This window comes from Synechococcus sp. A15-24 (assembly GCF_014280195.1).
Classification (GTDB): Bacteria; Cyanobacteriota; Cyanobacteriia; order PCC-6307; family Cyanobiaceae; genus Parasynechococcus.
The window spans coordinates 1831993-1851640 of sequence record NZ_CP047960.1; the positions used below are offsets into that span (position 1 = coordinate 1831993).

Sequence of the window (19648 nt, forward strand, 5' to 3'; positions counted from 1 at the left end):
TCCCTTGCTTTCGTTCCTTCAGCAGCCCAGTGTTCCTCAACTCCCCGAGGGATACCGACTCGAAACCGGTGAGGTGCCATCTCCGGCAGCCATCAACCGACTGCTGGCGTCCTGCCAGGAATCCACCCACCCGGAAGAGCTCTGGCCCAAGGCGATGGAGCGCAGCCTGTGGCAAATCAGCATTCTTGAGGAGTCCACGGGAGAGCTGGTGGGATTCGTGCGGGCCACCAGCGACATGGCCCTCAACGCCAATCTCTGGAATCTGTCCGCCCTTCCGGGACCGGATCAGGGCCGGCTGCTGACGGTTCTGATGCATCGAGCCCTGCACATCCTGCGGCGAGACCTGCCTGGCTGCAGCCTGTCCGTCTCCGCGCCGGCGATGTCGCTCGAAGCGCTGAAGGGTCAGGGGTTTGTGATCGACCCCAGTGGCATCCGGGCCATGGGGTTGAGGCTGAAATCAACCTCTGGAACTGACTGAACACGAGCATGGAGGGATTCGAACCCCCGACCCTCAGAACCGGAATCTGATGCTCTATCCAACTGAGCTACATGCCCACTGGCCTAAGTGAGGTAACAGCAGGAGACCGCCCGACAGGCCGGCCCGTTGTCAGTACCTTACCCAAACGCCGCTCTGTGACCCATCCGGCTCCAAACGCTCCAGCTGCAGGGGTTTCGGAACCACAGTCAGCTGTCGCTGGAGCTGACCCAGCCGCGGTTGCTGGTGATCGGCCCCAACGGCATCGGCAAATCAAATCTGCTGGAGGCGGTGGAGCTGCTGGGCAGCCTGCGCTCGCATCGCTGCAGCCAGGACCGTGACCTGATCCAGTGGGAGGCACCGCGGGCCCTGCTGCGGGCCGGCCTGGATGATGGCGATCAGCTGGAGCTTGAGCTGCGTCGCCAAGGGGGGCGCCAGGCCCGTCGCAACGGCAAGACTCTGGATCGCCAGCTGGATCTGATCGGTCCTCTGCGCTGCATCGGGTTCAGCGCCCTCGATCTGGAGCTGGTGCGGGGGGAACCGGCCCTGCGGCGGCAGTGGCTCGACCGGGTGGTGCTGCAGCTGGAGCCCGTCTACGCCGATCTGCTCGGCCGCTACAACCGCCTGCTGCGCCAACGCAGCCAGCTCTGGCGTCGTGGTGCGCAGACCAGCCCGAACCAGCGGGACGCTTTGCTCGATGCCTTCGATGTGCAGATGGCCCTGATGAGCACGCGCATTCATCGCCGCCGCCAACGGGCGTTGCGGCGCCTGGAACCGATCGCGCGCCGTTGGCAGTCGCACCTCAGTGCCGGGAGCGAGGAGCTGGAATTGCACTACCTACCGGGCAGTCGACTCGATGCCGAGGAAGCGGAGGAGCCATGGCGACTGGCCATCGAAGAGCAGCTGCGGCGGCAACGGCCGGAGGAGGAACGGTTGGGCAGCTGCCGGGTGGGGCCCCATCGCGATGAAGTGTCCCTGCAACTGGGGGGAACACCGGCGCGGCGGTTCGGATCATCGGGCCAGCAACGCTCGCTGGTGCTGGGGCTGAAACTGGCGGAACTGGAACTGGTGACCCAGCTGTTCGGCGAGGCGCCGCTGCTGCTGCTGGACGACGTACTGGCGGAACTCGATCCCACCCGTCAGCACCTGCTGCTGGAGGCGGTGGGGCAGGAGCATCAATGCCTGGTGAGCGCTACCCACCTGAGCGGCTTTGAGGGCGGCTGGCGAGAGCATTCCCAGATTCTCAATCCTGGAGACCTGAGTCCAGGGGTGGAGATCGGATAATCTGCTTTGCTGTTTTTCTCTGATCGCCTGATGGAGCAGACCCTGTCTGACCTGCATCCCAACCCGGGATGGGGGGACACCCAGTTGCAAGCCACCGACATGGTGGGCAAACACTGCATTCTCGAGCTCTACGACTGCGATCCTGCCCGGCTCGACGACGAAGCATTCCTGAGAACCACCATCACGACAGCAGCGAAACGTGCTGGTGCCACCCTTCTCAATCTGATCACCCACAGCTTCGAGCCCCAGGGCGTCACGGGACTGGCCCTGCTGGCGGAATCGCACATCTCCATCCACACCTGGCCCGAGAGCGGTTATGCCGCCGTGGATGTGTTCACCTGCGGTGACCACACGATGCCGGAACAGGCCTGCGCCGTTCTGCGGGACGAACTGCGGGCCCAGCGCCATGCCCTGAGGAGTTTTCGAAGGGAAACACCGGCGGCTGTGGCCGACACCGTGCGCGAACCGATCCAGCTGCCTGGCTGATCAGAGGCCGCGGTTGAGCTTGCCGCTCACCAGGCCCTCCAGATCCAGGCTCACAGAAGTGAACCCCAGGTCCAGCAGGCTGCTGACCAGGGGTTCTTTTGCGTTCAGGGCCAGCAGATCATCCAGCCGATCACGGGGCACCTCGATGCGCGCGGAGAGGCCCTGGCTGCGCACCCGCACCCTGGGGAACCCTCGGGCCAGCAACCAGGCTTCCGCCTGCCCGACCCGCTTCAGCCGCTCGGCGCTGATGCTCTCGCCGTAGGGGAAGCGGGAGGCCAGGCAGGGCTGGGCCGGCTTGTCCCACCAGGGAAAACCGAGGGCTGATGACAACTGGCGAATGGCGGCCTTGTCGATGGCCAATTCCGCCAGGGGGGAGCGCACCCCAGATTGCCGGGCCGCCTCAATGCCGGGGCGGTGGTCACCGAGATCATCCAGATTCACCCCATCCACCACCAAGGCACCACCGGCGGCGGCAGCGATCGGCTGCAGGTGGTGATGCAGTTCCCGCTTGCAGGCAAAACAGCGGTCGGAAGGATTGCTGCTGTAGTCGGGATCGTTGAGCTCACGGGTTGGACACTCCTGATGGCGGATGCCGATCCACTGCGCCTGCGCCCGCGCCTCCTCCAGCAGATGGGGAGCCAGGGCCTGCGAGACCCCCGTCACCGCGACAGCGGCATCACCCTTCTGTTCATGGGCGATTGCGGCCACCAGGGTGCTGTCCACACCACCGGAGTAAGCCACGCACAGGGCATCGTGTGAAGCCAGCCAGGTGCGCAACTGCTGGAGCAGATCGGCCTGCCGCGACGGCAAAGGTTCCTGCAGCCGGAACATCAGCGGAACAACCCGGTCGATCTCGGTAGGCTCCAACTGTAAGAGCCGGGACCATGCCCCGAAGCATCGGCATCGTGACGGCGGCGGACAGCCGCGAGCGCAGCCATGGTCAGCTGCACATCTATGACGGTGAGGGCAAGGGCAAGAGCCAGGCCGCCCTGGGAGTGGTGCTGCGCACCATCGGCCTCGGCATCTGTGAACAACGACGCACTCGGGTGTTGCTGCTGCGCTTCCTCAAGGGTCCAGGCCGCGCCTACGACGAAGACGCCGCCATCGAAGCGCTGCAGCAGGGTTTCCCGCATCTGATCGACCACCTGCGCACGGGCCGTGCCGATCACTTCACCGCTGAAGAAGCCACCCGCTTCGATCGGGAGGAAGCCCAGCGGGGCTGGGTGATCGCCAAAGGAGCCATCGCCAGCGCGCTCTATTCGGTGGTGGTGCTGGATGAACTGAACCCGGTGCTGGATCTGGGGCTGCTGGACGTGGAGGACGTTGTCAACACACTCAGGCAGCGGCCGGAGGGCATGGAAATCATCGTGACCGGCCGCGCGGCACCTGCACCCTTGGTGCGGGTGGCGGACCTGCACTCCGAGATGCGGGCGCACCGGCGGCCAGGGCTGGAGGAGGATCGGGTGATCCCGCTCAACATGAGCAGCGGCATCGAGATCTACACCGGCGAAGGCAAGGGCAAATCCACCAGCGCCCTCGGCAAGGCGCTGCAGGCGATTGGACGGGGCATCAGCCAGGACAAGAGCCACCGGGTGCTGATCCTGCAGTGGCTAAAAGGGGGCAGCGGCTACACCGAGGACGCCGCCATCGCCGCGCTGCGGGACAGCTATCCCCATCTGGTGGATCACCTTCGCTCCGGCCGTGATGCCATCGTCTGGCGCGGCCAGCAGGAACCGATCGATTACGTGGAAGCGGAACGGGCCTGGGAGATCGCCCGCGCTGCCATCTCAAGCGGGCTCTACAAAACCGTGATCCTCGATGAACTCAACCCAACGGTGGATCTGGAGCTGCTGCCGGAGGAGCCGATCGTGCAGACGCTGCTGCGCAAACCGACGGAAACCGAAGTGATCATCACCGGCCGCTGCAAAAACCAGCCCGCTTATTTCGATCTGGCCAGCATCCACTCCGAGATGGTGTGCCACAAGCACTACGCCGAGCAAGGCGTGGACCTCAAGCGAGGAGTGGATTATTGAGGCCTCGTAAGAGTTTGTACGAAGTTTGTATACCGGAATCACTTACACAAATCCGCGAAACAGATAGCACCCGATTGATTCTCAATAGGAGAGAGTTTATTGAGAAAAGGTCTTCGGTTCGGCTTCAAATGAACGACCGCTTATCCGCGATAGTCACCACACCACAGCCACATCAACCGATCTAGGGAAAAGTTTGTAGGGACGAACTCGATCGGTTTGAACTAAGGCCTGGAAGGCACTGCAGCAAGCCGTAAATGTTTCAAGTGGTAAGCCCTGCCTGGAGCGCTAGCTGCTGCTGCAAGGCCGTCTAGCCGTGCTGCTGAGCCTTGGACGAAGGGGCTATGGGGGTCAATCAGCACCTTCGTATATACGTAATGACCTCTCAGAAATTTGTCTTGTTTGTTTGAGACTCCTAAGAAAAATGCATTGTCTTGTTCAATCCTACAGAACTACTGACTTATTCAAAAATCCTTGACCAATTAGCACTAGACAACTAATATTAGAGAAGTTTGGTTTAATCCAATGACATTTAGTTTTACTTTTGACAGTGCCACTGGTCACGTAACTATTGCCGAAGGGTCATTCAAATTACCTGCTAGGGCTTTTAAGGGCCGCAAGGAAATTAAAAGCGTAACTATTCCAGGCTCTGTCCTCTCAATTGGAACGGAAGCGTTTAGAGGCGGCAGTCTGAATAAAATAGTTATTCCTGAGCGGGTAACTACTATTGACCTTAAAGGATTTTATGAAAATAAGCTGAATGAGGCGATTATTGGTGAGTCTGTCAACTCGATTGGCGACTACGCGTTTTATGGAAACCAACTTAAAAGCATTGTCATTCCCAATAGTGTTACTTCGATAGGTCAATGGACGTTTGCTCGAAATCAGCTATCTGAGGCTAACATTGGTAATTCCGTCACTTCAATTGGCGGCGGGGCGTTTTATGATAACCAGTTGACTGAGGTCGTAATTGGTGACTCTGTAACCTCGATTGGCAGAAGGGCTTTCCAGCAAAACGATTTGACCAATATTATAATACCTGATTCTGTCACTTCAATTCACAGCTGGGCGTTCAAGAACAACAATCTAACTGAGGTTTTAATACCTGATTCTGTTACTTCAATTGGCTCCGGGGCGTTCATTGGCAACAATCTAACTGAGGTTTTAATACCTGATTCTGTCACTTCAATTAGCAGCGGGGCGTTCAAGAGAAACAAGCTGACTAAGGTTAAATTGCCATCAATATTCAAAGACAATCCTCCACATAAAGCATTTGATCTTGGAGTGGAATTTAGCTATTCCGGTGCTGTTGAGCCGACACCTGAGCCAACTCCAGCTCCTGCACCTGAGCCAACACCAGCTCCTGCACCTGAGCCAACTCCTGAACCTAACGACAATGACTACATTCTACCTACTACAAGAAATTCAATTGCTGGAACAAACAAGAACAACAAGCTCAACGGTACAAAGTCAAATGATTTTATCCTTGGACTTAGTGGTAGAGACAAAATAAACGGCAAGAATGGTGATGACATCCTTGAAGGTGGCGATAGTAATGACATCCTCAAAGGATCAAAAGGTGATGACTATCTCTTGGGTTCCAAAGGCGATGATGTTTTAATTGGTGGGCGAGGTGCGGATGTCTTTAAGACATCCAAAGGTGTTGATATAGTTAATGATTTCAGTCTTATACAAGGAGATCGTATTGGTCTATATCAAGACACTATTTATGACGTCATTGATGATGTTGATGGAACTCTGATAAGAGTTACTAACAGTATTCGGATGCTTCTAGTAGATCAGGACTATGACGAGTTCTTGGCAGCAGGAAACGACGCCATCGCCAGGATTGCTGTCTGATTACGGACAGAATATTAACCCCGTCGCCAGGCGAGTTGAAGTGAATCAGATCATTAGAACCAGAAGTAAATAGCTAGGTCAAATATCAAGCATTGGTCGCTGCTTTGCCTTAAATTTTCTAGTCGCATAGTTAAAGGTATTGTCGATGATGTCTTTTAGTGCTGGGGACATCGGTGGTTCGTAAGGTCGTTCATATCTAGGCCTTGGAGAAATACCTTTACTGAAATCTTCACATCTTCCTAGTGAATTGTCAGCCCACTTTTTGAATTCCTCAACCTCTTTTTTGTAGGAGTCAGACATTGGGTTATTCATTTCTTTGAATCCTTCGTATTTTTGTCGATGAGGTCTAGCAATGAAGGTAGACCAGGTTGTTGTTGTGGCTTGTTCTGTTCCTTGAGACCCAATTGCTTGAGTCTGACTTGTTCACGTAGTTGATCTAGGTATGTCTGCATTTTCAGATTGTTATTTTTTGGTAGCTTGTAGTTGTGGTTGAACACCTTTTCGGTCTTCCTCGTACTCATCGTGCCAAACCCAGGCCATCCAACCCATACGCCTGGCCTCTTCCATCCGGTACCTAAGACCAGTTCGTAATCGTGGCATCGGTCCATAAATATATGGATTCTTATCAAGACCAAACTCCAGCCACCAACCTTGGTTATTTGGAAGGTTCTGAGGTGGGCTACATACCTTGCAGGATCGATCCACTGCCGTCTTGGCTGTCTTGGTGTCTATTCCCGCGTTGACGTACGTTGTGGCTCCACAGGACTGGCACTCAATGACTGTCCTTTTTCTGTTGTCTACATAGATTTCTTTAGCTGATTTCATTATTTGATTGGGTATTAGTTCACCTACATCACGAAGGACGTAGGAGACTAATACCAATACGAACTATTGGAATCGAACCAATACGAGGTCACCAGACATTCGTTGAGCTAAACATACCCATCCAAAAGGATGGCTTTTTTATGACATGTGATTTAGATGAACCAGTGCACCCAATCTGGTTGCTAACGGCCAATCACCTCCGTTAGCTAAGACAACCAACAGGTAATGCTCCTGTTTTTTGTTCGCTTGAAGGTTGTTGTATCCATACAGCATGAATAGTAATATCAAGATGTCCCTTCAATGGACATTGTGATATTCAGATTCAAGCTCGGCGAAAAGATCAAGTAAATCTATTTATTTAACTTGTTGTTTGTTTTGTTCATCCAGTAAACAAAGAGTTGATAAGTAGAAACAAAAAGCGTTTCCAAAATCAACCAGGAGTTAGTACAAGTTAAAGACAATGTGTCTTGTGGTTAACTTGTCTTTAGGCGGTACTTACAGAATGTCCGTCTCGCTGCGCTCGACCTGGACATTAATAAATGGGAAGGATGTCTTCCCCAAAGGTACAAAAGCAACAGTCCCCCCTTCTCTTCCCCCTGTATAAGGCAGGGACCGCTCTAAACCCAGGTGGGGACTGGTGTCTTAGGGTTACCTCTAACTTGCCTGCTTAGCCCTATCAGAAGCAGTGGCTGTGAAAAATGACATGGCATGTCTTACTGCATCAATCATGTCAGGGTGAACCACACGATAAATCCGATGTTTACTACCTTTAGATGACGGCATTAATCCTTCAGCCTGAATAAAACCGTTGTCAAGGAGCAAATCAATGGCATTAATTACCTTTGCTTTCCCCATATGAAGTGTTTCAGCAATCGCCTTGTGTGACCAATTTGTTGTGCCACCACAGTCTCTACGATCTTTCCATTTCCTGTACATTCTTTTGTCATATCGTAGATCCTGATACGCAGATTGATACATCAGGCTATACACAGCTACTGCTGCATAGCCCAATTTTGCTACTTCGGTAATTGGAGGCACGGTGTCTTTAAGAATAACTGTCATTTAGATAATACTTACTTGTGTTCTATTTGGAACGCTTTAGTTGACTAGGTTGTGATCAGGCTCGGAGCGCTAGATCCCCCTATATAAGTGTCGGATCGCTACTTCCCCCTGTATAAGTTAGGGATTGCCAGATCCCCCTGTATACGGTAGGGATCGATCGTTCTCTCTGTATCAGAGCCGTTTTGCTGGATGCGGTAGCACTTTTAGAAGTTTCTATTGATCACCATGAATCTGTATTCGTCTTTCCTTACCTAGGAGCGAGTGGTTTGGTGGCTATTTAATTGTCCGTTGTGGGTATCCGGAGAGCCGCTGAGAGATGCTTTGGTGATTGTGAATAAGGGATTCATCGTTCGTGCCATTTGAGGCAGGTTGTAGGCGATCCTGAGTGGAGCAAATTATCAACTAGAAGTCCGTTAGTCATGTCATACATATTGCATAACTTCTTGTCCTCTTCCTCCAGACTTTCCAAACTCAAATTCAGTAAGCTCCTTAGCCTTCACAGCCATATCAAGACGTGCGTAATACCTCTCGCAAACAGCAACGGTATGACCAGCAAGCTTGGCAACGTCATAGATGCCTTTACCTTGAAGGATAAGGTTGCATATATAAGTGCTCCGCAATGAATACAAGGTGTAGTTGCGATCACTGAAGACATAAGGCTTCAGCGGCTCGTCCATCAACTTCAACATATCTGTCCAAGACTGACCCATATACTCTCGTGAGTAAGGCTTCATCTCATGGTAAGGGTTGCCAAAAATGTATGTCTGGTCAGTTACTTCGACACCAGGACAATGCTTCGCAATGTACTCCTGCTGATACTGCTTCCAATCTTGTAGCTGCTTGTGGACACCATTAGCTGGCACAGTCCGCTGTCTACCTGTCTTGGACTTCTTCACGTAGATCACGCTGATCCAGCGGTCAACACGCTTGCCTTCTGACTTCGAGTCCCGACCGACGTTCACTGAGTGGACATCACACCAGCGCAGTTGATTCAGCTCAACCATGGGTCGCAGCCCACAGTTACGAGCGATGATCACCCAGTGATAGAAGAGGCGATTTGAATAGTGACCTCTGTGATTGGGATTCTTCTCTGCTCTTTCACAGTTGCGCTTCAATGCAGCCAGAATTTTTCTCCAGTTAGATTCGTCCAGGGGAGGATTAGCATCGAGGTCACTGTCTGTGATTTTGATTTTTGGAATTAACTTCTTGTAGTCAATTTCCTTGCGCAGCAAGTTCTTGACACGCATAAAATTATCAACAAAGTCTTTGATAACTACTAGCTCTAGCTTTCTGGTTGACTTAGCTGCAGCCTTTCGCCAAACGGGATAGTCATGAAAGGTCTCCGTTTCTATGTGCTGTGAATGTGAGCATCCCTTCTCCCGCAAGTAGGGGAGCATGTGCATCCGAAGCGTTCTCTGCTTGTTCTCGTAGGTGTTGTGAGCAAGCAGACCAGCCTCAACCTTTGCGTGCTCACTCGCCAAGAACTCGTCAACACATCGTTTGATCTCCCAGGTCCTCAGACGAGCACGTACTGGCGGCACAGAAACAGCAGGAGCACCTGCATGCCTGACGACCTCTGAACCCTTTGGAAAAATCGACTCGGTTTTCCTAAGAGCCGTGTAGGCATCGATGCAGCCATCCAGTGCCTCCTCGATCGTTTCGGCGCCTTCGATCAAACGGGACCTGTACCTCTTGGTCCCCGGGATCAGCTCGCGGAAATAGAACTTCTGCGGCTCGCCCAAATAAGAGAAAACCACGCCCTTGCCGTTCAGGGCTTTGGCCTTCTCAGCGATCTTCGGCACGACCAAGCTCCTGACGAACTGCCAGAAGACTAGCCAAAGTTTGTACAAAGTTTGAATAACGGGCCTAGATCAGGCCAAAAACCCTGCTGCAACAATGCTTTACCGCCTACGCCGAGCAGGGCGTGGACCTCAAACGGGGGGTTGACTATTAATTCAATGGGTCAGTAGCGCGGCACGGCCTGATCCACCTGCACGGACCAGGCATCGATGCCCCCATCAACGTTGGTGGCCGTGATGCCCTGCTGAGCCAGCAGCTCCACGGCCTGGGCCGAACGGCCGCCGAGTTTGCAGTGCACGTAAAGACGCCTGGACTCCGCCAACCCGCGGATGCGGTCGATTGCCTCGCCGCTTTTGATCGAGGCCAGGGGGATCAGCACGGCCCCAGGAATCACAGCCACCTCGGCTTCAGCTGGATTGCGCACATCCAGCAGCACCAGATCATCGGCCGAGCCATCCAGCAGCGACTTGAGCTCGATCACGCTGATGCTGTCCATGGAAGATGCCGTCGGTCGGCAGAACTGCTGGTAGTCAATCAAGCCATCGATCGCCGGCCGCTCCGGGTCACGCCGCAGCGTCAGCTCGCGAAACCGCATCGTGAGGGCATCCACCACCAACAGGCGGCCATCCAGGCTGCGGCCGATGCCCGTGATCAACTTGATCACCTCCGTCGCCTGGATCAAGCCGATCAGGCCCGGCATCACCCCCATCACCCCCGCTTCCGCACAGGACGGCACCTGCTCCATCGGCGGTGGCTCCGGCAGCAGATCGCGGTAGTTGGGGCTCTCCGGCGTGCGGTTGAACACCGATGCCTGGCCGTCAAAACGCTGCACCGATCCGTAGATCAAGGGCTTTCCCTGCAACACGCAGGCGTCATTCACCAGGTACCGCGTCGGGAAATTGTCCGAGCCATCACACACCAGGTCGTAACCGGCAATCATCTCCAGGGCGTTCTCCCGATCCAGCATCTGCTCATGCAGCTCCACCTGACAGTGGGGATTGAGCTCCTGCAGCCTGTGCGCGGCGGAGCGCCCCTTCGATTGGCCGAGCCAGTCCATGCCATGGATCACCTGGCGTTGCAGGTTGGATAACTCCACAACATCGCCATCGACGATGCCGATCCGGCCGACACCGGCGGCAGCCAAATACAGCAACAACGGAGAACCCAGCCCACCGGCCCCCACACAGAGCACGGACGCCGCCTTGAGCCGCTCCTGTCCGGCCTGGCCCACCTCCGGCAACATCAGGTGGCGGGCATAACGGTTCCGCTCCTCCCTACTCAATTCCTCAATCGACATCGATCGGCACCGGCCGCACCTGCCGATCCTCCTCCAGCCACCAGGCCCGCAGCCCCTGCTGAGCCGAGAGGATCAGCATCAGCTGGTGGGGGACGCCGCGACAGCGATCCGCCGCCGATGGAACCGGCGGGCTGTGGGGGTGGGAGTGGACCACACCGATGACCCGTAGTTGGTGTTGCCGGGACCAGCGCTGAGCCGCCAGTTGTTCGCGGGGGTCGAACAGAAAATTGCTGTCCCGGCCAGGTGTCTCACCCGCTCCCCACGGATGCAGATCCGGCTGTCGCCCCCAACGGTTGCATCCAGGCCAGACGTGATCCAACCGCAGCGAGCTGCCCTCGCCCTGGGATCCGATCAACAACGCGCAGCCTTCCTCAGGCCAGCTCGCCAGCAAGGTGCGCTCCAGAATCGTGAGGCAACCAAAACGCAGCAACAGCTTGGATGGCGCAATCAACGAAGCGCCGATACGCTCTGCAGACCGTATAGACAGTTCTGTCGGTTCCATGAGTGACGCCACCACCGAAGTTAAGGACCCCGCGACCGACGCGACCCCTGCGGTGGAAGCGTCTGCAACGAGTACCGAAGACACCACCTCGTTCACCGAGCGCTACAGCGAAGTGCTGGGCAAGGTGAATGACACCCTCGACCAGGTCGACTGGAACCAGATGGGTCGCATCGGCAAGATCGTCGGCATCTTCGCTGCGGTGATCGTTGCTCAGATCCTGATCAAGGGCATCCTCGACACGATCAATCTGCTGCCTGTGGTGCCCGGCCTGCTGGAGCTGCTCGGCGTTGTGGTGGTGGGCCAGTGGAGCTGGAGAAACCTCACCACCAGCGACAAGCGCAGTGCTTTGGTGCAGCGGGTGCAGTCCCTGCGTCAGGAATACCTCGGCTGAAGTCTTAATTGATCGATCGAGCCAGGCGCTTCAGGCAGTCCTGGCTCTGAGAGACGTAACTGCCTCCAAACAGGTTGGCGTGGTTCAACAGGTGATACAGGTTGTAGATCTCGACGCGCTCCTCCCAACCTGAGCGGTGCGGCAACACCTCGTTGTAGGCCCCATAAAAAGTTGCGCTGAAGCCGCCAAACATTCTGGTCATGGCCAGATCCACCTCGCGATCGGCCCACCAGCTGGCGGGGTCGTAAAGAGCACCGCGACCATCGTTCAGAGCCCCTGCATTGCCGCCCCACAGGTCTCCGTGCACCAGAGCAGGGCTTGGAGCATGGCCCTCAATCCGCTGACGCAGGCCAGTCAGCAACCGATCCAGCCACTCCTCTGAGAAAGAAAAATCCCTGGCCAGGGCCAACTGGGGCCGCAGCCGCAGCTCCACAAAGCAGGCACCCCATAGATCCCGCCATCCCCCCGGCTGGGGGCCTGCGCCGATGTAGCCATCCCGATCCCAGCCGAATCGCTGGGGCGAAGCCGCTTCCGATGCCTGATGCAGCAGTGCCAGGCCACGACCCAGGGCCCGCTGATCGCGGCCGCTGAGCTCCAGCCAGGGCAGCAGCAGCACCGCTCCGCTGGGCAGGGTTGCCAGATCCAGCGGTTTGGGCACCACCAGCCAATCCGGATCGGCATGGGCATGCAAGGCCTCAAGCGCCTCGGCCTCCACCTCAAACAGGGCCATGGCCTGGGGGTTGCCGCTTTTGGCAAACAGCCGCTCGCCGTCCGCCAGGGTCAGGCACCAGGCCTGGTGGATGCAGCCGCCCCCCACCGCACGCACACCCACCAGCTGGCGGCCCGGCAGTGGTCCAGTGGATGCCACCAACTCCTGCTGCAGTTGCGGGTGCATCGCCGGGACGGATCGCTTGTTGCCAGCATGCACCGGTACAAGGGTGCGCTTTGACGTCAACCGGTGTGATCGTGATCGGTGGCGGCATCGCCGGGCTAACCGCAGCGGCGCTGCTGGCCAAGCAGGGGCTGCCGGTGACGCTGCTGGAGGCACATCACCAGCCGGGGGGCTGTGCCGGCACCTTCCGCCGAGGGCCGTGGACCTTTGACGTGGGCGCCACCCAGGTGGCCGGGCTCGAACCGGGCGGCAGCCACGCCCGTCTGCTGCAGCATCTGGGCCTGCCCCTACCGGAAGCCGAGATCCTCGATCCTGGCTGCGTGGTGGACCTCGGGGATGGCTCCGAGCCCATCCCCCTCTGGCATAACCCCGAGCGCTGGAACGCCGAACGCCGTCGCCAGTTTCCCGGCAGCGACGCCTTCTGGCGCCTCTGTGAGCTGATCCATCGCAGCAACTGGGGCTTCGCCGGTCGTGATCCGGTGGTCACGCCGCGCTCCCTCTGGGACCTGCGCCAACTGGTTTCCGCCCTGCGCCCGATCACCGTGGCGTCGGGTCTGCTGACGGGCCTGACCATGGCCGACCTGCTCGGCCTTTGCGGTTGCGGCGACGACCCGCGCCTGCGACGGTTTCTCGACCTCCAGCTCAAGCTGTATTCCCAAGAGCCCGCGGACCGGACCGCAGCGCTCTACGGCGCCACGGTGCTACAGATAGCCCAGGCACCCCTGGGGCTCTGGCATCTGCAGGGCTCCATGCAGGTTCTCAGCGATCAGCTGGTGCAGGCGATCGAAACCCAGGGCGGCCGCGTGCTGATGCGCCATCGGGTCACCGCCCTCGAGCCCACCGACCAGGGCTGGCGGGTGGTGGTGGACAGTCCCACCGGCCGTGATCAGATCCACATGGCCGCCGATCTGGTCTGCAGCCTGCCGCCCCAGTGCTTGCTGGAGCTGATCCCCGAGGCCGTGATGACCAGGGGTTACCGGCAACGCCTGAGCCAGCTGCCGGAACCCAGTGGCGCCCTGGTGCTCTACGGCGCGGTGCGACGGGAGGTATTACCCAGCGCCTGCCCGGGCCATCTGCAACGGGGATCCCACGATCCAGGCTCCCTGTTCGTTTCGATCAGCCGCGAGGGTGACGGACGGGCACCGGCGGGTCAGGCCACCCTCATCGCCAGCGTGTTCACCCCCACCGCGGACTGGTGCAGCCTCGAGGAGGAGCCGTACCAGGCCCGCAAAAGCGAGTGCCTGGACGCCATGCGACGGGAGCTCAACCACTGGCTTGATCTGCAGCCCCAGGACTGGTTGCACGTGGAATTGGCCACCCCCCGGGGATTCGCCGGTTGGACCGGGCGACCGCGGGGGATAGTGGGGGGACTCGGCCAGCATCCGAGCCGCTTCGGACCCTTCGGTCTGGCGGGCCGCTCGCCGATGGCAGGGCTCTGGCTCTGCGGCGACAGCCTCCACCCCGGAGAAGGAACGGCAGGCGTCAGCCTTTCAGCCCTCAATGCCTGTCGGCAGCTGGTGGCAGCGCGCGGCGGCGAGCTGCAGCTCAGGGGTTGAGTTCAGCCGAAGCATCCAGGAACCCGGGACGCAGGTGCTGCGTTCGGGTCAGCTCCTTGTGCAGCTGATCCCAGTTGGTTTTGATCACGGCATCCTCCAGCTGCTCGAGACTCCAGCGGTAGGCCGCCAGGGCCTTGAGCACCGCCTCACGGTTGCTGCTGGCCATGGCCACCCCTAGGTCGGGGTTGCCGCCACCGACGCGGCTGGTGTCGGCGAAACCACTGGAGGCCAGGGCCTGGGCCAAGGTGCGGATCTCAGGGTCGCGTTCATCGCCGGCGGCCCGCAACAGAGCAGCGCTGACCAACACCGGCATGTGGGAGATCAGGGCCACCGCCTGGTCGTGTTGGGCGGCGGCGGCCGTGAACCAACGGCTGCCGAGTCGCCTGGCCAGGTCTTCCACCACCGCCAGTGCCGCCGCATCGGTCTTGACATCCGGAGTGGCAATCCAGGGGCGCCCCTGGAACAGATCGCGCTGGCCTGCCTCCACCCCGGCCTGCGCCGTTCCCGCCATGGGGTGGCTGGCCACAAAACGTGGGTGACGGCCGTTCCACACCTCCAGCACCGGTTGTTTCACCGAACCGACATCGGTGACCACCGCCTCAGCCGGCAGGGCCTCCAGCAATTCCGAATTCGGCCTGAGCAGCGCCGGAATCGGTAACGCCAGGATCACCAGGTCGCAGCAGGCCAGGCAGGCGGGATCGGTGCTCACCGCGCTGACCAGTCCCCGCTCCATCGCCCGTTCTGCTGTTGAAGAACGGTGGACCAGGCCTTGCACCTTGATGCCCTGAGCGCGCAGATCCAAGCCAATCGATCCACCGATCAGGCCCAGACCGACGATGCCAACGCAGCCCGAATCCACACCCATGCCGCTCAACGGTCCTGTGTCCATGTTGGTCGATCGATTGCGATGAACCGTTTGGGCATCGAACTCTGCGTATGGTTCACTGATGCTTGAAGCCCAGGCCCACAGTCACCTGAAGACACTGCTGCAGCAGGGTGAATCGAACTGGCCCCATCACCTGACCCTCAGCCGGCTGGTGGGTCGCAGCCTGAGACGTGGCGACAGGACCCTGCTGCGTCTGGCACCGAATCAACGGGAACGCTGGTGGCTGGGGCTGCTGATGCCGCTGTGTCTGCAACCCAGCAGCGCCGTGCTCGTGCTCACAGCGCAACAGCGGCAGCGACTGCTGCAGGTGGAACGTCCGCGCCTGGCCCGCCAGGGATTCCGACTGGCCTGCTGGGAGGGCAGCACCCCGCCGCCGCAGGATCAGCTCTGGCTGCTGGACCATGCCGGCATGATTCAGGCTCACCGCAATGACCTGCTGGGTGATCGTCAGTTGCTGTTGCCAGGCATCGATCAGCTCAGCGAACAGCTGCGGCGGTGCATGGCCATCCGTTTGGATGCAAGCCACTGGGAACAGTTGCGTCTGGCCCTACCCCAGGCCGAAAAGCCATTGCTGGAGTTGCATGAACGGCTCAGCAGACAACTGTTCCGGGAAGCGCCACGGGTTGACGCCTGCATTCGACTGGACAACAGCGCCTGCCAGAGCCTGCGGGATCTGCTGGGGGTGATGGGGCCCTGTCCATCCCCCTGGTCTGAATTGCTGGCCTGCGATCCCCGCGAGTGGGGCAACTGGGCCGAGCTGGATCACACGATGCTGCAGTGGAGCTGGTGCCTGGAACCACTGGAGCCCCTGCAGCAACTGCAGGGGCTGCTGAGCCAGCGGCCGACGCTGATGCTGAGCGACAGCGGGGACAGCGCCCGGCTGGAACAGGAACTGCAGGAGGCGAATGCCTCGCCCACGGTGACCGCGGTGCTGCGGGAGGCCGAACTGGAGGAGCCACTGCCGTTGTTTGCCCCCAGGCGTCAGCCCTTACCGAACACGGAGATCTATGCCGAGCATCTGCTGGAGCAAAGCCGGCGACTGATCCTGGGTCGCCCGGGCCTCACGGTGCTGCTGCTCGACGACCCCAGCCTGCGCCGTTCCCTCACGGCATCGCTGGCCGCCGAATTCGGCACCCGAGTTCAGGATGAGTGCACTGCACCGGAAGTCAACGGGGTGATCAGCGGCAGCTGGAGCTGGTGGTTGCAGCACCTTGACCAGTTGCCTGAGCCGGAGCAGATCATCATCGGCCTGCTGCCGATCGCCAGCCTCACCAGCCCGATCACAGCCGCTCGGGTGGAACGGTTGAAATCCCAGGGTGCGGACTGGTTCCGCTCCCTGCTGTTGCCGGAAGCACTGCGCCAGATCCCTGCCGCAGTCGCACCCCTGCGCCGATCTGGAGGCAGGCTTGCGGTGCTGGATGGCCGCCTGTGGGGGCGGAGCTGGGGCGATCAGGTGCTGCAACGGCTTGAACCCTGGCGACCGCTTCAACGTCTTCTGCCTGACTGACTCACCCGCTTTAGAGCTGAATAAGCTGAAGTGACGACAGCTTGTGGGGATGGGAGAAGCTCGCCGACGGTCGGCCCAGGGCCTGCCACCACGCCAACCCAAGAAGGGTGCGTCCCCGAAGGACACCTCCCCACGGATCGTGTCCTGGATCCCCCTGACCCGGAATCAAGCCCAGCAGTTTGTGGCGGTCACCACTCGTGGGGCATGGATCGGCATCGGCGCAATGGTCGTGTTCTGGGTGACGGTGCGCTTCATCGGACCTGCCGCGGGCTGGTGGACCCTGGCGGACACCCCCTGACACCCCTTCCAGACAGGGACACACAGAAGCTGAAGAGAACCTTTAGCCTGGGTCTTGCTTAGGACTCAGGCATGTTCCCCCGTCTCGCCGAGCACTACCGCTCTGTGGTTCAGGATCTCGTGATGAGCCTGCAAGCACTGGCCTCCGGCCTGAAAGCCTGCGGCATGACCGCCAGTTGCTACTCCTGCGGTGATGGCGAGGATGCCCATGGCGCGTCGTTCGTCTCCGACCTCGGCGATGGCCACGTGGTGCGTTTCCTCGTGTCCGATTTCGGTATCAGCTGGGTGGAGTCCCGCAACGGCCACGAGCTGGTGAAGCTGGAAGGCGCCGAAGCCATCCAGGAACTGCAGCGAATGACCGAAATGCTGCACCAAAGCCGGGGTGCGGACAGCACAGCAAGCCAACTGTCCGCTCCATCCCCGGCCTGAGTCAGGCCGCCGCCTCATCCGCCGAGGCCTTCGGGGCCGCGGCCGCTGCCGTGCGAGCCGCTGCTGCAAGCGGTTTCATCGAGTTGGCCTTCACTTCAGATCCCTCGGTGAGCTTCTGACGCACGAGCTGCTCGATCGTGATGGCGGCTTCAGGGTTCTCTTCCATCCAGGTGATGGTGTTATCCCGCCCCTGGCCGATGTTGTCGCCCTCGTAGCTGTACCAGGCTCCCTTGCGGATCACCACACCGGTTTCTTCCGCCAGATCCAGCAGACAACCGAGGGTGCTGATGCCGCGGCCGAACAGGATGTCGAACTCAGCGATGCGGAACGGCGGAGCCACCTTGTTCTTGGCGACCTTGACCTTCGCCCGGATCCCGAATTCCTCCGTTCCTTTCTTCAGCGTCTGGATCCGACGGATGTCCAGTCGAACGGAGGCATAGAACTTCAACGCATTGCCACCCGTGGTGGTTTCAGGGTTGCCGTAGGTGACGCCGATCTTGAGGCGCAACTGGTTGAGGAAGATCACGGTGCAACCGGACTTGCCGATGTTGCCGGTGATCTTCCGCATCGCCTGACTCATCAGACGAGCCTGACTTCCAACCGCCAGATCTCCCATCTCACCTTCGATCTCAGCCCGCGGCGTCAGGGCGGCCACTGAGTCGATCACAACGATGTCTACCGCCGCTGAGCGCACCAGCTGATCGACGATCTCCAGCGCCATCTCGCCGGTATCTGGCTGGGACACCAGCAGATTTTCCACATCAACGCCGAGGGAGGCGGCGTAAACCGGGTCGAGGGCATGCTCAGCGTCGACGAAGGCAGCCACACCGCCGCGCTTCTGCACTTCTGCGATGGCATGCAGGGTGAGGGTCGTCTTACCGGAGCTCTCCGGTCCGTAGATCTCAACCACACGTCCCTTGGGGTAGCCACCGCCAAGGGCCAGATCAAGGGTGAGGGCACCGGTGGAGATGGTTTCCACCCGCATCCGGGAGGCATCGCCAAGGCGCATGATCGACCCCTTGCCGAAGTTGCGCTCGATCTGGCCAAGCACCAGATTCAGCGCCTTGTCGCGCTCGCCGGAGGAACGGGGATCGGAACCGGAAGCGGCGGATTTCATCTCTGCAGGCATGGAAGCAACCTGAAACTAAGGAACGAGAGATCCAATGCCACAGAAGCGCCGAATCGTCTCAGGTAGTACAGACGTACCCTAACGGATCAGGGCCATTGCGCCAGGGGGGTCGCCAGTCGATCCGGGTCAATCAGCTGGATTCCATGCGGGAGATCCTCGCGATCAGAAGGCTTGAGATATCCCCAGCTCGCCAGCCAGCACGGCAGCGACTGAAGACCATCGGTGTCTCGCACCGTCTCGAGGGTGGCACGGCGATCCTCGACAAAACCTGCCAGCACCCGTTCACGCTGGAGTCTCAGCAGCACCTCCGGCTTGGGACCGGCCTCCCGTCCATCCAGCCGCCAGGGCCTGAGCCCAAGGCTCTCCAGCAACTCAGCGGTGAACGCTGCCGTCTTGGTGGTGAGCACGGCCCAATCCACGCCCTCCTCCTGGAACGCCTGCAATCGATCCACGAGATCGGGAAAGGGTTGATGCAAGCCAAGCCAGGCCGCACGATCCGAGCTGACAGCCTGCTGCCGCGTCTGGTCCAGGGCCTCCTGCAGTTGAGACGCGGCCCAGCCGCGCCGCTCCAGGGCCATGGCCTGCTCAGCCTCGTAATCCACAACCCAACGCTCGGGATCGAGCTGAGGCATTTCAGCGGCCAGTAACACCATCTCCCAGCCGTGATGGACCCAGGGACGTAACCGCCGGAAACCCTGCGGCACCGCATCAGGCCCGAGCCCCTGCGGCTCTGCATTGAGCCGCTGGGCTGCCATCCAGGCACTCCACCAGTACTCAGCCATGCCATCGACGATCACACCGTCAAAGTCGAAGACAAGAAGGGAGTGTGCCGTCATGACGGAAAAACTGGGCCGCTAGGATTCGAACCTAGGAATGGCGAGACCAAAACCCGCTGCCTTACCGCTTGGCGACGGCCCAATGATCCGGGCGACTCCGTAAT

At 59.1% G+C, this 19648-nt stretch carries 20 protein-coding genes and 2 tRNA genes; 10 read left to right on the plus strand and 12 right to left on the minus strand.

Annotated elements, in window-relative coordinates:
- Positions 1 to 4: 4 nt before the first annotated feature.
- Complete coding sequence (locus SynA1524_RS10440) at positions 5 to 478, plus strand: N-acetyltransferase (RefSeq protein WP_186497682.1); 474 nt, start codon at positions 5 to 7, stop codon at positions 476 to 478.
- 3 nt (positions 479 to 481) lie between these two features.
- On the opposite strand, the gene SynA1524_RS10445 is transcribed toward SynA1524_RS10440, so the two are convergent.
- A tRNA-Arg gene (locus SynA1524_RS10445) sits at positions 482 to 555 on the minus strand.
- Positions 556 to 640: 85 nt separating this feature from the next.
- On the opposite strand from SynA1524_RS10445, the gene recF reads away from it, so the two are divergent.
- Both recF and speD read left to right on the plus strand, forming a co-directional pair.
- Positions 641 to 1759, plus strand: coding sequence for a DNA replication/repair protein RecF (gene recF / locus SynA1524_RS10450; RefSeq protein ID WP_186499614.1), 1119 nt, complete (start codon positions 641 to 643; stop codon positions 1757 to 1759).
- Between the two features lie 30 nt (positions 1760 to 1789).
- Positions 1790 to 2245 (plus strand): adenosylmethionine decarboxylase, encoded by a 456-nt coding sequence (gene speD / locus SynA1524_RS10455; protein ID WP_049692885.1) that lies wholly within the window; start codon positions 1790 to 1792, stop codon positions 2243 to 2245.
- Here the strand turns inward: speD and larE are convergent, their stop codons facing one another.
- On the minus strand, positions 2246 to 3076 hold the full coding sequence (gene larE / locus SynA1524_RS10460) for an ATP-dependent sacrificial sulfur transferase LarE (RefSeq protein ID WP_186499615.1): 831 nt from the start codon (positions 3074 to 3076) through the stop codon (positions 2246 to 2248).
- A 53-nt stretch (positions 3077 to 3129) separates the two neighbouring features.
- Between larE and SynA1524_RS10465 the strand changes: the two genes are divergently transcribed.
- Both SynA1524_RS10465 and SynA1524_RS10470 read left to right on the plus strand, forming a co-directional pair.
- Positions 3130 to 4278 (plus strand): cob(I)yrinic acid a,c-diamide adenosyltransferase, encoded by a 1149-nt coding sequence (locus SynA1524_RS10465; RefSeq protein ID WP_186497684.1) that lies wholly within the window; start codon positions 3130 to 3132, stop codon positions 4276 to 4278.
- Between the two features lie 522 nt (positions 4279 to 4800).
- A complete protein-coding gene (locus SynA1524_RS10470) occupies positions 4801 to 6135 on the plus strand; it encodes a leucine-rich repeat protein (protein ID WP_186497686.1) in 1335 nt (444 codons plus the stop codon).
- Positions 6136 to 6213: 78 nt separating this feature from the next.
- On the opposite strand, the gene SynA1524_RS10475 is transcribed toward SynA1524_RS10470, so the two are convergent.
- From SynA1524_RS10475 to SynA1524_RS10495, 5 genes are all read right to left on the minus strand, one after another.
- Positions 6214 to 6435 carry a hypothetical protein gene (locus SynA1524_RS10475; RefSeq protein ID WP_186497688.1) on the minus strand — a complete coding sequence of 74 codons (222 nt, stop codon included), beginning with the start codon at positions 6433 to 6435 and terminating at the stop codon, positions 6214 to 6216.
- A gap of 1179 nt (positions 6436 to 7614) precedes the next feature.
- Positions 7615 to 8022, minus strand: coding sequence for a hypothetical protein (locus tag SynA1524_RS10480; protein WP_186497689.1), 408 nt, complete (start codon positions 8020 to 8022; stop codon positions 7615 to 7617).
- Between the two features lie 422 nt (positions 8023 to 8444).
- On the minus strand, positions 8445 to 9824 hold the full coding sequence (locus SynA1524_RS10485) for a tyrosine-type recombinase/integrase (protein ID WP_286188745.1): 1380 nt from the start codon (positions 9822 to 9824) through the stop codon (positions 8445 to 8447).
- 161 nt (positions 9825 to 9985) lie between these two features.
- A complete protein-coding gene (gene moeB, locus SynA1524_RS10490; RefSeq protein WP_186497690.1) occupies positions 9986 to 11119 on the minus strand; it encodes a molybdopterin-synthase adenylyltransferase MoeB in 1134 nt (377 codons plus the stop codon).
- Positions 11109 to 11570: a M67 family metallopeptidase gene (locus tag SynA1524_RS10495; RefSeq protein WP_286188568.1), complete on the minus strand. Its 462-nt coding sequence runs from the start codon at positions 11568 to 11570 to the stop codon at positions 11109 to 11111. Before SynA1524_RS10495 ends, moeB begins: the two co-directional genes overlap by 11 nt.
- Positions 11571 to 11619: 49 nt before the next feature.
- Here SynA1524_RS10495 and SynA1524_RS10500 point away from each other — a divergent pair, with 49 nt between their 5' ends.
- Complete coding sequence (locus tag SynA1524_RS10500) at positions 11620 to 12012, plus strand: CAAD domain-containing protein (protein ID WP_186497691.1); 393 nt, start codon at positions 11620 to 11622, stop codon at positions 12010 to 12012.
- A 4-nt stretch (positions 12013 to 12016) separates the two neighbouring features.
- On the opposite strand, the gene SynA1524_RS10505 is transcribed toward SynA1524_RS10500, so the two are convergent.
- On the minus strand, positions 12017 to 12967 hold the full coding sequence (locus SynA1524_RS10505) for a fructosamine kinase family protein (RefSeq protein ID WP_353616555.1): 951 nt from the start codon (positions 12965 to 12967) through the stop codon (positions 12017 to 12019).
- On the opposite strand from SynA1524_RS10505, the gene crtD reads away from it, so the two are divergent.
- Positions 12958 to 14460, plus strand: coding sequence for a C-3',4' desaturase CrtD (gene crtD / locus SynA1524_RS10510; RefSeq protein ID WP_186497692.1), 1503 nt, complete (start codon positions 12958 to 12960; stop codon positions 14458 to 14460). The two genes, SynA1524_RS10505 and crtD, sit on opposite strands and share 10 nt — an antisense overlap.
- Here crtD and SynA1524_RS10515 read toward each other — a convergent pair.
- On the minus strand, positions 14450 to 15325 hold the full coding sequence (locus SynA1524_RS10515; protein WP_502707924.1) for a prephenate/arogenate dehydrogenase: 876 nt from the start codon (positions 15323 to 15325) through the stop codon (positions 14450 to 14452). The genes crtD and SynA1524_RS10515 overlap by 11 nt on opposite strands.
- A gap of 82 nt (positions 15326 to 15407) precedes the next feature.
- Between SynA1524_RS10515 and SynA1524_RS10520 the strand changes: the two genes are divergently transcribed.
- From SynA1524_RS10520 to SynA1524_RS10530, 3 genes are all read left to right on the plus strand, one after another.
- On the plus strand, positions 15408 to 16853 hold the full coding sequence (locus SynA1524_RS10520; RefSeq protein ID WP_186497694.1) for a helicase: 1446 nt from the start codon (positions 15408 to 15410) through the stop codon (positions 16851 to 16853).
- Between the two features lie 49 nt (positions 16854 to 16902).
- Positions 16903 to 17151, plus strand: a complete 249-nt coding sequence (locus SynA1524_RS10525) for a DUF2839 domain-containing protein (protein WP_186497696.1) — start codon at positions 16903 to 16905, stop codon at positions 17149 to 17151.
- A 71-nt stretch (positions 17152 to 17222) separates the two neighbouring features.
- Entirely contained in the window at positions 17223 to 17579 is a 357-nt protein-coding gene (locus SynA1524_RS10530) for a DUF1815 family protein (protein WP_186497698.1), read from the plus strand.
- 1 nt (position 17580) lies between these two features.
- Here SynA1524_RS10530 and recA read toward each other — a convergent pair whose 3' ends face one another.
- The 3 genes from recA to SynA1524_RS10545 form a co-directional block, all read right to left on the minus strand.
- Positions 17581 to 18708: a recombinase RecA gene (gene recA / locus SynA1524_RS10535; RefSeq protein WP_186497700.1), complete on the minus strand. Its 1128-nt coding sequence runs from the start codon at positions 18706 to 18708 to the stop codon at positions 17581 to 17583.
- 86 nt (positions 18709 to 18794) lie between these two features.
- On the minus strand, positions 18795 to 19544 hold the full coding sequence (locus SynA1524_RS10540) for an HAD family hydrolase (protein WP_186497702.1): 750 nt from the start codon (positions 19542 to 19544) through the stop codon (positions 18795 to 18797).
- 10 nt (positions 19545 to 19554) lie between these two features.
- A tRNA-Gln gene (locus SynA1524_RS10545) sits at positions 19555 to 19626 on the minus strand.
- Positions 19627 to 19648: the final 22 nt, after the last annotated feature.